Below are 14326 nucleotides of genomic sequence, written 5' to 3' on the forward strand. Positions count from 1 at the left end.
CTAAAAGCCTCCTATTTAAATATTTTTCCTAAAACTAAATATATATTTATCCTATTAAAACTAAAAGATTAGAAACCATATGTATTAAAGTTAAAATCCAAAAGGATGATAAAACTTTACTTTTATAATAACTATAAGAAAATATTAATAAAAAGGAACTTGGAAAAACAATAATTATATAAAGTAGAGAATAATTATGAAAAAGTGAAAATATTAAAGCTACAAGTAATGTGCATATAAATTTTCTTTTTATAAATTTTCCTATAAAATTATACATAAAAATAATAAAAAAAGATTCTATAATAGGTCCTATAATAACACCTAAAATAATCTTTTCATTTAAACTTTCACGAAGTAAAGGTGCTCCTAAAAAATTTCTATTTAAAACATCAAAAGTATTTACAACATATTCTAAAATAAATTCTACACCCATCATAATAAAAACAATAAAAGCAATATAAAATATATCTGTAATCAATCCCCTTATATTAAACTTATTGCTATTTTTTATATACTCCATATGCATGCCCCCTTAAAAATATTTTACTATATAGTTACTTTTTCGTAAATTTAAAGTTAATAAAACTTATCTAACTTAGAAAGTTCTTTAAATAAAACTAAGGAAGACATAAAAAAATTAGAAAAAAGTAAATAATTACATAATAAAAAAGGAAGAGTAAACTCTTCCTTTTTTATTATGTAATTATTTTTAATCTTATATAGAATACTTATTTATTTAATAAACTTTTTTTATTATATATTGACACTTTGCTTAAAAGAACTCATAAAAAATAAACTTTTTTACATAAAAATAAGAAAAATTTAATTTTCTTATAGAAAAAATATTATTTAAAAAATAAGTTATATTTATATATATAAGTAATTCATTTAAAATTAAATTTATTCTATTATAATATATGTTATTATTATATTGATAAATTTAATTTAAAAGACATTTTATTATAAAATTTAATTTTATTAAAAATAGAAAGAAACTTTGAAATTAAGAAAGCTTTGATAAGGGGGACACACTTAAGATGAAGAATTTAATTAGCTTTATTCCAATGATTATTTCGCTAATAGTTTCTGCTTTTATTTTCATACCAGTAAATAAAAGATTAAATATTTCTGAAAAAATAGCAAAAATTATACCTACAACACCTAAATTTAAACCTTTGTTTTTTATAGTATGTGTATTTTTGCTTTTACTTATAATAGGACTTTTAGGTTTATATGTATTACCTATAAGCGATTTAACTTATTACATAATAACAGGAGTTGTTGCAGGAATTGGTCTTAGCATAACTGTTGAAATATCTCCAAAACATCAACATAAACATCATAAATAAATATATAAAAACTTATTTCCATTTATGCTAAGAATTTTAAGAATATTTTAAGTTACATTCTTAAAATAAAATTTCTGCTTATAACTTAAAAGGGAAGCACCTAAAATTTAGGTACTTCCCTTTTTTATTTGCAATGAAAATAAAATTTAATCTATTTTCCTAAATCTTCACTTCTATCAAAATAGACAGTATGTAGCATTTTCTCTGCAATATCACTTAAAGGCTTTTGATAAAAATCTTCATATAAAGCTTTAAGTTCTTTATTTTCATAACTTGATTTTATATTTAAACTTTTATCTCTTTTATATAAAGCTTCTATACGCTTCTCTCTTAATTTATCTCCCTCATAAAGCTTTCTCTTAGGTTGTCCACCACCACCTATGCATCCTCCAGGACAAGTCATGACCTCAACGAAATCATATTTTTTATTATTATCTTTAAGAGATTCTAAAAATTTCGCAGCATTTTCTGTACCATAAATTGCTGCAACATTAAGATTTAAATCACCTATGCTTATAGTTGCTTCTCTTACTCCTTTTAAACCTCTAACTTCTTCTAAATCATAAAATTTATCTGGTGGGTCAAGATTAGTAATAAACTTATAAGCTGTTCTTAAAGCAGCCTCCATAACTCCTCCTGTATTTGCAAAAATAACTCCTGCACCAGAAGATTCTCCCATTAATCCATCAAAACTTAAATCTTCAAGAGAATTAAAATCAATGCCCTTTTCTCTTGCCCATATAGCAACTTCTCTAGTTGTTATTACATAATCCATATCTCTCATAGAATCTATTCCATAATATCTTCCTGAGGCATTCATTTCTTTTCTCTTTATTTCAAATTTTTTTGCAGTACAAGGTGTTAAGGCTACATTTATAATATTCTTTGGATCTATTCCCATCTTTTTTGCAAAATAAGTCTTTATAGTAGGTCCTTGCATACCTATAGGACTTTTTGTTGTTGATAAATTATCTAAAAATTCAGGATAAAAAGTTTCTAAATATTTTACCCAAGCAGGACAACAACTAGTAAATTGTGGAAGAGGTTTATTTTTATTTTTCATACGCTCTATAAGTTCACTAGCTTCTTCTAAAACAGTCATATCAGCAGCAAAATTTGTATCTAAAACATAATTAGCACCTAACTTTTTTAAAAGACTTACCATTTTCCCTTGAACAAAAGTCCCTTCCTCCATATTAAACTCCTCTCCTAAAGAAACTCTAAGAGCTGGAGAAGTAGAAAATATAACTATCTTGTCTCCATTTTCTATTTCCTTTTCTACCTTTTTGTAATCAAAAACCTCTGTAATACTATATGTTGGACATACATTTGCACATTGACCACAATTAATACATATGGCTACATCCTTTGTCTTTTCTAAAGAATAATGACCATTTACGCCTATATATTCTGTGCATATATTTTTGCATGAACCACATTTTATACAAAGTTCTTCTCTTCTAGTAATAGAGGGATTATCCTCTTCAATAGCTACTCTAATATCAGTAGATAAATGCTTACTCAAAACTCTTCCCCCTTTTTAAGTCTATTCCATATAATGTTAACTCTTACCTCTTATTTTTTCAATAAACTTAAATTAAAGCTTATTAAAGCATTTATACTTAAACTTAATAATTTGTATGTTTTTATTTAATCTCTTAAACAAAATCACAGAAAATCTTCTTTTTTTATAAGTATTTTTAATTTATATAAATATATTTCTTTAATATTAAAAATTAATTATTTCTAAAGTCATAACTTCCCTATATACTTTCACAAAAGAAATTATTAAAAATATACATAAAATTAGTATTAAAATACCTTTAAAAAACTTATTTTTCTCTGAACTATAATACTTTTTCATATTTTCTCCTAAACTTCATGATTTATTTTTATAAAATTACTTACTAAATATGAACTAAAGAAAAATTTTATTTTAAATTAAATTAACATAACTTCTCATTTATTACTTTTTATGTATAATTTAATTGGGTATAATTTACAAACAATATTTAAATGGAGGTATAATGAGCATATATAACTTAAAAAACTACGATTATAAAAACTATAAATATTCTGAGAAAGCCTTAGAAGAAATAAAAAAATTAAATAAAGTAAGCAAAATAATAAGGCTATTTTCAATAATCTCTTTACTTGTTTTTCTTGTTAAATATTTAAAAACAGATGACTTTTCCTATATAATTTTATTATTTTTATTTGTAGCTATATTAAGATTTATAGAATATAAATTTCTTAATAAATCAAAAATCTACTTATCTAAAGAAAGTTTAGATGACCTTCATGACTTTATATATTACTTTTATTGCAAAAAGCGAACAAAAGGGACTCATACCATGCACTTATTAGATTTAGTATATTGCAATTTTGAAAAAAAGAATTATGAAAATGTCTTAGAACTTTTAAATTATATTGAAACACCAAATAATTTATTTGAAAGCCAACTATTCTTATATTACTATTATTACACAAAATCATACAATGAAATAAATAATAAAGAAAAAGCTAAAGAGTACCTAATTTCATTAAATGACTTAGTTAAAAGAAAAGGACTTAATAAAAAATCAGCTAAGGTTCGTGGTGTTAAAATCATTATTGAATAAAACAAGACTCCAGAAGATTTGTATCTACTGGAGTCTCTTTTGGTAAAATAATATTATAAATTTTAAATACTATGCTCTACTTTTTTCTTTGCAAAGCTTTTTAAATTCATCAGCTACAAATTGTACTTGTGTTCCCACTATAACTTGAACACTTGTTTTTCCTGGTCTTATAACTCCTGATACACCAGAAGATTTTATCTTTTTCTCATTAACTAAGGTACTATCTTTAACTTCTAATCTTAATCTAGTTATACAGTTATCAATTGAAGAAATATTAGAAGCTCCACCTAATCCCTCTAAGATTATTTTTGCAACTTCAGTATAGTTATTATTAGCTAAAACTGCTTTTGAATCTTCTTCTCCATCATCTTCTCTACCTGGAGTTTTTAAATCAAATTTCTTAATCATAACCATAAATACTACATAGTATATAAGTGCAAATATTAAACCTATTCCTAATAAGTATAATGGATTTAATGCCATAGGTGCTTTAAAGCTTAATATCCAGTCTACTAAACCTGCACTAAAGTTAAATCCTGCCCTTACAGGGAGTGCTGCAACTACAGCTACAGATATACCAGTTAATAATGCATGAGCTACATATAAAACTGGTGCTAAGAACATAAAGGCAAATTCTAATGGTTCAGTTACCCCTGTAACAAAAGAGGATAAAGCAGCAGCTAATAATATACCTGCAGCAGCCTTCTTTTTGCTACTCTTTGCACAACGATACATTGCATAAGCAGCAGCTGGTAAACCAAACATCATAACTGGGAAGAAACCTGACATATACATACCTGTTTCTCCTAAAACTCCTGTACCACCCCAGAATTTTGCAATATCATCTATACCTGCAACATCAAACCAGAATACTGAGTTTAAAGCATGGTGTAATCCAAATGGTATTAATAATCTGTTGAAGAATGCATAAATACCTGCTCCTATTGGACCCATAGCTATTATAGATTCACCAAAGGAAACTAATCCATTATAAATTAAAGGATATACAAAGAATAAGATTATAGCAGCTACTATGGAAACAAGAGCTGTAACTATAGCAACACATCTCTTACCACTAAAGAATCCTAAGAAATCTGGTAACTTAGTATTTTTAAACCTGTTATAACAACTAGCCCCTATCAAACCGGCCACAATACCTATAAATTGGTTTTGAATTTTTACAAAGGCTGGGTTAACAGCTTCAACTTCTACTCCTTGTATCATAGCAACAACTGAAGTAGATAATAAAGTAGTTATCATAAGCCATGATACTAAACCTGCTAAACCTGCTGCACCATCATTATCATCTGACATACCAACTGCTACCCCTATAGCAAATAGTATTGCCATGTTATCTATAATAGCTCCACCAGCTTTTAATAAAAATGCAGCAATAACATTATTAGCTCCCCAACCACTTGGGTCTATCCAGTATCCAATACCCATTAATATACCAGCAACAGGAAGTGCTGCAACTGGTAACATTAAGGATTTACCTAGTCGTTGTAAATATTTCATCATATTAATTATCCCCCCATAAATTCTATAAACTATTAATTATTTTAAAACCCCTTTTAAAATAAAATTTATAATTAATAATTTATAAATTTCGCTATTTATCTAATATTGCTAAAACCTTTTCTTAAGCTACAAAACTGATGTATTTTTTAATTTATAATATATTTCACCTCCTAAAATAGAATTTTAAAACTCTTAAGGAATAAAAAATAAAATAAATATAAATATGCCTAAGTATAGAAGAAATTTAATTCCCCATGAAAATATCCCTTAATTGTTTTTTAGAATATCAAGTTTTTAAAGACTTCAAATTTTAAATTTACAATTTAAAACTTAATATCCTTTTATTTACATTATTATTTTAACATGGTTATTTATTACAATTAGTGGACTATAAGTAAATATTGTGTTAAAACTATTTAATTTCAGTAACATTTCTTGTATTTTTTGTAAAAATACAATTTAATAATATTTATCTATTTTTAAATAAGTTTATATTTTTCACATAAAAATAGGCCTATATAAATATTTATATAGGCCTTACTACTATTTTTTATATTTCATTTTTTCCTGAACATCCATCAAAGCCTCTCCAAATCTTTGATAATGAACAATTTCTCTTTCTCTTAAATATCTTAAAATCTCTTTTATATCCTGGTCATCAGTTAAATTTATAAGCCATTCATAAGTTGTTCTAGCCTTTTGTTCTGCTGCCATATCTTCATGTAAATCAGCTATAACATCTCCCTTTGCTTGAATATAGGTTGCAGTCCAAGGATTTCCTTGAGCATCTGCATAATACAAAGCTTTTCCATGGTCTGTATAATGTCCTGCTAAACCAGCCTTTTTTAAATCCTCAATAGATGCATTATCCACTAATTGATAAATCATAGTAGCAATCATTTCTACATGTGCCATTTCTTCTGTTCCTATATCAGTTAATAACCCCTTTGATTTATTAGTTGGCATAGTGTATCTTTGGTTTAAATATCTAAGTGCTGCACTTAGTTCTCCATCAGGTCCCCCATATTGAGACATTAAAAATTTAGCTATATTTAAATCATTACTTTTTAAATTTATTGGATATTCTAAAGTTTTTACATAATACCACATAATTAAATCCTCCTACTCTGTAATTTCCCAAGGCCAAGGTTGTTCAATCCATGCCATTGGATTTTCCACATAAGCATCCCCAAAGTTTCTAATAGGTCCATATTCACATTCAAAACTAGAAATTAATTGATTTAATTTTGAAGCTATTTCTCTAAAATCCTCTGTAGCTTTTTTGTTCTCTGGGAAATTATCTAAATAAAGATTTAATTCTACTGCATAAAACTGTAATTTTCTTATATCATTTAATAATTCTTGTGCCTTCATAACATTCACCTCTAAAATTATCTTTTTTCTTTATAAGGCTTATCTAGGTCTTTAAATATAGTTCCCTTTTCAAAAGCCTTATTTATAGAATATAAATTTTCATATTTTTGAGGTAATATATACGCACGAGCATATTCTAATTTAAACTTATCTTCTGTATGATTATACATGCCTTTCACCCTTTAAATATATAATATAAATAACTTATAGTAATATAATATGTCTCCTTTTAAAGGTGTGTGATAAAACTTTAATAATTAAATAAAAAAACATCTTAAATGAATTTCTCACTCATTTAAGATGTTTTTTATCTAATTATTGTAACCCATATTTACCTTTAAAACTTTCTAAAGCAAAGCTATAACTTTTCTTATCATCCTCTGTAAAATCTCTTATATGGATAAAATTGTTAATATCAGAGCAAATGTCAAAACCACATTCTTCGCTCATCATATATTCTAAAAATCTTTCATATTTTTTGCTTATAATATCTTTTCCAAAACGCTTAAAAATTTCATAATAAAATTTTTCAAAACCTTCTCCCGTTAAAGGATTTACAACCATAAACTTATCTTGTATATTTAAGTCTTTTAGTATAAACTCAATTCCAATTAAACTTTTAAAAGCATCCTTTGCATCCTCTCCAACTATTCCTATCTTCACCCTTTTTACCTCCTAAATTTTAAGAATACTTAATTACTTCTATTTTTAAAGCTTATTTCCTTTATTATTCTCAATATTTACTAATTATATTCTTAAAATTCTCTTAAAAGGTATAGCTTTTTAATTCTTTTATATCTAAAGGTTTTGAAAAATAATACCCTTGTATATAAATTTTCTCATAAAGAAAGGTTTTTATTATATCGACCTGTGCTTTTTCCTCTATGCCCTCAATAACAATAGATTTATTTGAAAGTCTACAAATATCTAAGATAAAATTTATAACCTTAAGGCTTATTTCAGAATCCTTAATACCATCAGAAAAAAACTTATCTAGCTTTATTATATTAGAGTCTATCTTTTTTAATAAATCTAAGTTTGAATATTCCACTCCAAAGTCATCTATAGCAATTAAAATTCCATTGCTTTTTAAAAACCTTATATTTTCTCTTATATTTTCAATTTCTTCAAGGCCAAATTTTTCTATTATCTCTAGGCATATACAACCTTTAAGAGTATTATTTTCCTTAACTATATCTACAATTTTTTTTAAAAACTCTCTATCCTTTATTTCATTAAAGGATACATTTAAAGATATATAAAAATTATTCTTATCTATATTTTTATAGTATTTTATTGTATCATAATCTCTTATTACTCTTTTTAATACCCAAAGAGTAATTTCTTTCATCATATCAGCACTTTCTATATCCTTCATAAAATAATATGGAGTTAATATTTTCCCGCCTTTTTTAAGTCTTAACAAGGCTTCAACACTTCTTACTTTGCTATTTTTAAAATCAACTATAGGTTGATAATAAAGCGTATAATTTTCTTTTTTCAAATTAGCCCTTATACTTCTTCTTTTAAATACTTTTAAAATATTCTTTTTAATTTTAAATAAAAATAAAACTAAAAGACTAAAAATCACTAGAAGAATTAAATGTCTATTAGAGGTATCCTTAATGAAATTATCTATCCTAACTTTATATGAAGTATTTCCAATATAATCATTAAGATTCATATTTTTTAATTCTCTATCAATGCTATTTATTAAATCTTTATGATTTTTATTTGCAACAATATATTTAGGTCCAGAAGAAAACTCAAAAATAGCCTTAATATTTTCTCCTTTATTTTTTATATCACTATCAGGATTATCTACAATAAAATCCACCTTATTATCAAGTAGCAAAGTTTTTACAGCCTTATAGGAAGAGGCCTTAACTAAATTTACCTTTATATCATTTTCCTTAAGATATTGCAAAATCCATTCATTATCTAATTCTCCTTCTATATAGCCCATAGTCTTATTGTTTAAATCTTCTATATGACCATACTCTATATTTTGATTAGTGTATAAGATGTTTAATTCATCATTTATAGATTTATCAGTAAATTCAAAGTCTTTTTCTCTTTCGCTTAATTTATTTATACCAAATATTAAATCTATTTCTCCATTTTTAAGTTCTTGCAAAAGATCTGGTACTCTTCCATTTACATATTCAATTTTAAAATTAAGCTTTTCTGCTAATTTCTCACTTATATCTTTATAATACCCACATACATTTGCTCTGTTATTAATATAAAAATGTGGATAATCATCATAAAATCCTATTTTTAATAAGGTCTTTTCTTTTTCTTTATTTATAACTGCCCCATGAAATAGAGTAAAAGTTATAAAGGCAATAAAAAAGAGGACAATAACTATAAACCTCCTATGTTTTTTCATAAATTAACTCCCATTGTAAAATTTAAATCTATACAGTATTCTACAAATTATAGCATATTTAATAATTTTTTTGAAACAAGTTTTTAAAGTTTTAATATTTATAAATCTCTAAATTTTTAATTTATATATGTTTATATAGTATTTACTGTTTAAGTAAAGCTTTTCTCTCTATTTTTCAAAAGAAAACAAGTTTAAATTTAATTAACATTTTCATTAAAAAATAAAACAAAAAAATCAATTTAAAGTTAATTATCTTTCTATATAAATCTTTCCCAAATCTCCCATATTGTATAACTTAGCTTTATAAAATAAGTCAATTTTAAAATATAAATTCTTTTATCTTCTCTTTATAAAAATAAAAAGGAGAAAAACTAAAAAGCTTTTCTCCTTTTATACTTTTAAAATACTATTCTCTATGTAAAATATTTTTATACTAAACTATTTATTATCTAAAATATCATCAATTACTTCATAAACATAGTCAACAGTATGATTAGCTTTTTCCTTTATAAAGCTATCAGCTCTATTAAAGGTATAACTATTCTCTGTTATTTCAAACATAGATATGTCATTAAAGGAATCTCCTATTACATACAAATCCTTAAAATCCTTATTCTCTAAAGCTAGTACTTCTTTAAGCCCTTCTCCCTTTGAGGAACCCTTTGAAGATACATCTACAAAAAATTGATTTCTAAAAATAGAAAGTTCCTCTCCAAAAAGTTCAATTAATCTTTTCTCAATCTGTTCTCCTCTTTTTAAAGAAGCATCTGAAGTACATAAACTTAAAATAACTGCTCCACTTTTTAAGCTTAATATTTCTTCCTTTGTTTCAATTTGAAAATCTAATTCTTCTGAGAAGGCAAGATTATTCATATCAACCTTTTCATTTTTTAATAACTTCATTCCACTTCCATTATCAAAATAAATCATAACCTTGTCCTCTTTTAAAAACTCATCTAAAATTATTTTAACCTCTTCAAAGGAAACAAGATTGCTTTTTATAACCTTTTTATCTTTATCAAGTATTACTGCCCCATTACAAAGAACTAAATAATCAAACTCTAAATCATATTTTTCAATTACCCCTTCCATGGTAAGAAGAGTTCTTCCTGTAGAGATTATAAACTTATTTCCCGCTCTACGAAAGGCTTTAATTCTTTCCACATCTCTTTTATCAATATTTTTATCTACTAATAATGTTCCATCAAAATCACTTGCTAATAACTTCATACTTTCTCCTTAAGTTTATACCTTTAAATTTATTGTAGAGTATCTTTAAATAACTTTATAACTAAATATTTTCTTAAAATAATTTAATAAAATACCTAGTAAAGTTTTTAATCTACAATCCTATAATTTTATTATACATATTTTAGAGATTTTAAATTTAATAAAGTGTAAAATTTACATATTATATTAAATATAAACCTTTAATTAAAATAAAAAGAGATGGATTTATAAATCCATCTTTTCTAAAATAAAATATTAAAATTAAATTTAAACTTTAAAAATAAACTTTTAAAATAAACTTTCTTTTAAAAACATCCTATGTTATGGTTAAATTATTACTGTTCTAATTAGAATAGACAATAATTTCAAATTTAAATACATCCTATATTAAGGTTAAACAAATTAATTTTTTTAAAAAGCTCATTAATTTCAAATTATATATTAATACTAAAATAAAGTAAATAAATAACGTAAATTTTAAGCTTAAAATTTAATTAATTTACGGTTTATTTATATTCTATATTTATATTATATATTAAACTCAAAAAATTAAAGGCTAAAATAAGCCTTCAATTCCTTTTATGAAGTAATCCTTACCTAAATATATGTCCTTTAAAACTTTAAGTTTATTTTTCTTTTTTACTACATTTAAATCTTCTATACTACCCATGACACCGTTTTCTTTCAAAACCCTTTTTAATTCTAACTGATTTATATCTATACCATCATTTTTCTTGTATTCTAATAAAACTAAGTCATAAATAAGTTTTGAATTTTTTATTGATACTGGAGTAATTTTTTTATGTAAATGTTTTGAATATGTCTCAAACCTCTTTTTTAAGGTTGCTGAAGGTAAAATAAGGGCTCCACCCTTTCTTAATCTACTCTTTATTAAATAAGGAGAATCTAAATTTAAAGGATAATGAGTTGAAATTCCCTCTTGTATGCTTTCCATATACTTTTCAATTTCAGTTTCTTTTTTTGCACCTTCTAATATAGAATTACAATACTCATTTAACTTTATTTCTTTTCCTTCTTCTAATATTAATTTACCATCTTTTAATTGCTCTGACTTTAAATTTCTTATAGTGTCAAAATTATTATCATAAAGTCCCATGTATATCATAAGAATTAAAGCCTTATCTTGATAATTTAGCAAATTATCTATTATATTAAATATCTCACTTGGAGAAAAAATATCTGCCTCTTTAACATTTAACATATCCCTAACATAAAATAAATTTAGATGTTCTGTAGCACTTGGATTACCATAAAATTTAAACATGTCTTTTAATCTACTTATACAAGTTGATAAAGTTGTGTTTGATTTCCCATTATACTCTTGCTTTAAAAATGAATCTACATCCTTAGAGGTTATATTAACTATAGAATCTATCCCACAGTTATTCATATAGTTATTTAATTTATTACAAATAACCAATATAGTTTTTTTTGTATTTTCACTAGTAATGCTTTCTATATATCTGTCGAACTTTTCCACTGTAAACACTCCATAACTAATAAATTTACCTTACATTTTGACTATATAATATATAGCTGTCTTTTTCAACTTAAATCCATAAAATTTATAATTTATATAAATTTTCCTATTATATTTCATATTTTTTACATCTATTGTAAAATAAATCAGAAAATATGGAATGTATTTTCTTTTAAAAGCTACTAATTTATAAATTATCTCTAACTTCCATTAAGGCAAAACCTAATAAATTTTCTCCATTCCAAATACCTATGTTAAAATTCTTAACTTGCCTACCTAAACTTTTAATCTCACTTTGCTTAGATGTTGATAATTTTTTAGATAAAATATTAAAATCATTAAATAATCTAGCCTTTTCAGCCATCATATACTGTTTATCACAACAATATGAAATTCCATCAATACTAAATTCAGAGTAATACCCTTGACTTAAACAAGCTTTTGTAATTTCTTTATTACCCTTTTCTGTATGTCCCCAAAAAAAATAAAAAATCCATATCTTTATTTTTATTAAACTCCTTGCAAAGTAATTCTAATGTGTATTTAATAATATTCTCCCCCTATTTTAATAAAGCTTATATAAAAATTTAAATATATTTCCTTTAAAAACTCTTAAGATATTCATATCTTATTTTATATAAATTGAATAATTTTATCCTTTACTTTATAAGTTAAACTTTCCTTTTCTCCCTTCTCTAAAGGACTATTTGTATAAATTAAACTTTCTGTTTTATACATACTTGTCTCCTCATCAAGAGATATAGGTAAAAATTCTTCATACTTATAAAGACTTTCATAATTATCATAACTAGTCTTTGATAACTTATATGTTCCTTTTTTAAAGAAACTATCTATAAAATCAGCTTCTAAAACTTCATTGCAACTACATATTTCACAATTTAATATATCTGCTCTATGGTCATTTTTCCCAAGGTAAGGAAGATATATAGCCTTTTTATTTAAAATAAATTCTGAAATTTTTTTAGCTTCCTTATTATCTAAAAGAAGATAAATATCCCAAGAAGGCTTTTCAAGCCATTGTTCTTTTACAATTAAATTTCCTCCCTGTTCTTGAGAGGCATATCCTACAGAATTATTAAATACATTAACCTTTTTTTCTATAAAACCCTTTTTATTTCTTGGAACTATAGAAACTCTTAAATTCTTTAGTTTTTCATAAAACTCTGGTAAAGTTACCTCCTCCTTAGAAAACTTTTCATAACTTGTAGTAAATTTTTTTTTATTATACCCTCCATAACCTACTATAGCTCCAAAAATTCCAAGCAAGGCAACTTTATGAATATGACCATAGGTAAAATAAAGCTTAGAGTTCACATCAGGCCTTTTAAAAAAACCATTTCTTCCTTCTAAAGTAAACTTTAAAATTTCCATATACTACACCTCTTTTTTACTAAAGATGCTATAATACTTAACTCCTTCAAAGTTAGCTTTAACATCTATTGTTAAAGGATTATAATAAACCTCTATACTCTTTATTCTTTCTTCTAGCCCTTCTAAAATTTCTTTAAAATTTAACTCAAAGGTATCTTTTTCTTCTCCCTTTATAAACTTTACATATCTATCTAGATTTGGTAAGTATAAAGTACCTTCAGTTTCTATAAAGACTCCTAACTCATTTTCACAACCAAGCTTTGAATTTGTTGCAAAAGCTGTTACTGAGGAGAGAGCCTTCTCTTTAAAATCTTTATAATCCTCTTCTGTATACCCTTCTGTAACCCCAAGTTCTATAAACTCCTTATATGCAAGGGGATTTATAACAAAAGGATAACAGTAATGAGCCTCTGGTGTTACTATTTTAATTCCTAAAGTTGAATTTTTTGCTTCTTCTTCCTTGTTTGATTTTACAGAACTATCTCTAAAAGGTGATAATATAGTTTGTTCTTCAGCCTCAGCCTCTTCATAAATATTATAACCTTGTCCAATTTGAACTGCGCCAGTTATGGATATATTGTTTTTAGCCTCTGCAAAGGTAGCTCCAAAATTTTTAACATCCTTAGCTTTAAATAAATTTTTTAAAAGCTCTCTAGAATTATTTTCTTCCTTTGAATATTCTCCAAAAAGACTTTCATATCTTTCCTTTAAAGATTTTGGAACTAATGAAACCTCACCTTTTTTTCCCTCAGAAAATTTCATAGATTTTATATATAAAACCTTCTCTCCTGAATTGTCCCAAGCTTTTTTCATAGGATACTTTAAGGCCTTATCACTTCCAAAAATATCTCCATCAGAAGTTGTTTTTGGGAATCCCGTAAAATCAGCATTCCAGTTTGCCATTCTAGATGAAATACATATTAATCCATAAACTCTTTTGTTCATA

16 protein-coding genes are annotated in these 14326 nt (G+C 25.0%); 2 read left to right on the top strand and 14 right to left on the bottom strand.

Annotated features, from left to right (window positions below; all coding sequences use genetic code 11):
- Window positions 1-46: 46 nt before the first annotated feature.
- The gene (locus AC4FQV_RS05775) at window positions 47-520 is read right to left on the bottom strand and encodes a CPBP family glutamic-type intramembrane protease (RefSeq protein ID WP_491164936.1); all 474 of its coding nucleotides are present in this window, start codon (window positions 518-520) and stop codon (window positions 47-49) included.
- A 517-nt stretch (window positions 521-1037) separates the two neighbouring features.
- Here AC4FQV_RS05775 and AC4FQV_RS05780 point away from each other — a divergent pair.
- Window positions 1038-1349, top strand: a complete 312-nt coding sequence (locus AC4FQV_RS05780; RefSeq protein WP_491138196.1) for a hypothetical protein — start codon at window positions 1038-1040, stop codon at window positions 1347-1349.
- Between the two features lie 151 nt (window positions 1350-1500).
- Here the strand turns inward: AC4FQV_RS05780 and AC4FQV_RS05785 are convergent, their stop codons facing one another.
- Both AC4FQV_RS05785 and AC4FQV_RS05790 read right to left on the bottom strand, forming a co-directional pair.
- Window positions 1501-2874 carry a [FeFe] hydrogenase, group A gene (locus AC4FQV_RS05785; RefSeq protein ID WP_491138195.1) on the bottom strand — a complete coding sequence of 458 codons (1374 nt, stop codon included), beginning with the start codon at window positions 2872-2874 and terminating at the stop codon, window positions 1501-1503.
- A gap of 204 nt (window positions 2875-3078) precedes the next feature.
- Window positions 3079-3213, bottom strand: coding sequence for a hypothetical protein (locus AC4FQV_RS05790; RefSeq protein WP_491138194.1), 135 nt, complete (start codon window positions 3211-3213; stop codon window positions 3079-3081).
- Window positions 3214-3376: 163 nt separating this feature from the next.
- Here AC4FQV_RS05790 and AC4FQV_RS05795 point away from each other — a divergent pair, with 163 nt between their 5' ends.
- Window positions 3377-3970 carry a hypothetical protein gene (locus AC4FQV_RS05795; protein ID WP_491138192.1) on the top strand — a complete coding sequence of 198 codons (594 nt, stop codon included), beginning with the start codon at window positions 3377-3379 and terminating at the stop codon, window positions 3968-3970.
- A 69-nt stretch (window positions 3971-4039) separates the two neighbouring features.
- Here the strand turns inward: AC4FQV_RS05795 and nagE are convergent, their stop codons facing one another.
- The 11 genes from nagE to AC4FQV_RS05850 form a co-directional block, all read right to left on the bottom strand.
- The gene (gene nagE, locus AC4FQV_RS05800) at window positions 4040-5491 is read right to left on the bottom strand and encodes an N-acetylglucosamine-specific PTS transporter subunit IIBC (protein ID WP_491164939.1); all 1452 of its coding nucleotides are present in this window, start codon (window positions 5489-5491) and stop codon (window positions 4040-4042) included.
- Between the two features lie 543 nt (window positions 5492-6034).
- Window positions 6035-6601 (bottom strand): manganese catalase family protein, encoded by a 567-nt coding sequence (locus tag AC4FQV_RS05805; protein ID WP_491138189.1) that lies wholly within the window; start codon window positions 6599-6601, stop codon window positions 6035-6037.
- A gap of 12 nt (window positions 6602-6613) precedes the next feature.
- Entirely contained in the window at window positions 6614-6865 is a 252-nt protein-coding gene (locus AC4FQV_RS05810; RefSeq protein WP_491138188.1) for a spore coat protein CotJB, read from the bottom strand.
- Between the two features lie 17 nt (window positions 6866-6882).
- On the bottom strand, window positions 6883-7035 hold the full coding sequence (locus AC4FQV_RS05815; RefSeq protein WP_491138187.1) for a spore coat associated protein CotJA: 153 nt from the start codon (window positions 7033-7035) through the stop codon (window positions 6883-6885).
- A gap of 145 nt (window positions 7036-7180) precedes the next feature.
- Complete coding sequence (locus AC4FQV_RS05820; protein ID WP_491138186.1) at window positions 7181-7528, bottom strand: hypothetical protein; 348 nt, start codon at window positions 7526-7528, stop codon at window positions 7181-7183.
- Between the two features lie 103 nt (window positions 7529-7631).
- On the bottom strand, window positions 7632-9257 hold the full coding sequence (locus AC4FQV_RS05825; protein ID WP_491164941.1) for an EAL domain-containing protein: 1626 nt from the start codon (window positions 9255-9257) through the stop codon (window positions 7632-7634).
- Between the two features lie 438 nt (window positions 9258-9695).
- Window positions 9696-10487, bottom strand: coding sequence for an HAD-IIB family hydrolase (locus AC4FQV_RS05830; protein WP_491138184.1), 792 nt, complete (start codon window positions 10485-10487; stop codon window positions 9696-9698).
- Between the two features lie 556 nt (window positions 10488-11043).
- Entirely contained in the window at window positions 11044-11988 is a 945-nt protein-coding gene (locus AC4FQV_RS05835) for a phage lytic cycle repressor MrpR family protein (RefSeq protein WP_491138182.1), read from the bottom strand.
- A gap of 187 nt (window positions 11989-12175) precedes the next feature.
- Window positions 12176-12499 (bottom strand): NADAR domain-containing protein, encoded by a 324-nt coding sequence (locus AC4FQV_RS05840; protein ID WP_491164995.1) that lies wholly within the window; start codon window positions 12497-12499, stop codon window positions 12176-12178.
- A gap of 122 nt (window positions 12500-12621) precedes the next feature.
- Window positions 12622-13380: a type I-B CRISPR-associated protein Cas5b gene (cas5b, locus tag AC4FQV_RS05845; RefSeq protein WP_491164943.1), complete on the bottom strand. Its 759-nt coding sequence runs from the start codon at window positions 13378-13380 to the stop codon at window positions 12622-12624.
- A gap of 3 nt (window positions 13381-13383) precedes the next feature.
- A complete protein-coding gene (locus AC4FQV_RS05850) occupies window positions 13384-14325 on the bottom strand; it encodes a type I CRISPR-associated protein Cas7 (protein WP_491164945.1) in 942 nt (313 codons plus the stop codon).
- Window position 14326: the final 1 nt, after the last annotated feature.

The sequence above is a fragment of the Clostridium sp. TJA038 genome (genome assembly GCF_058310255.1).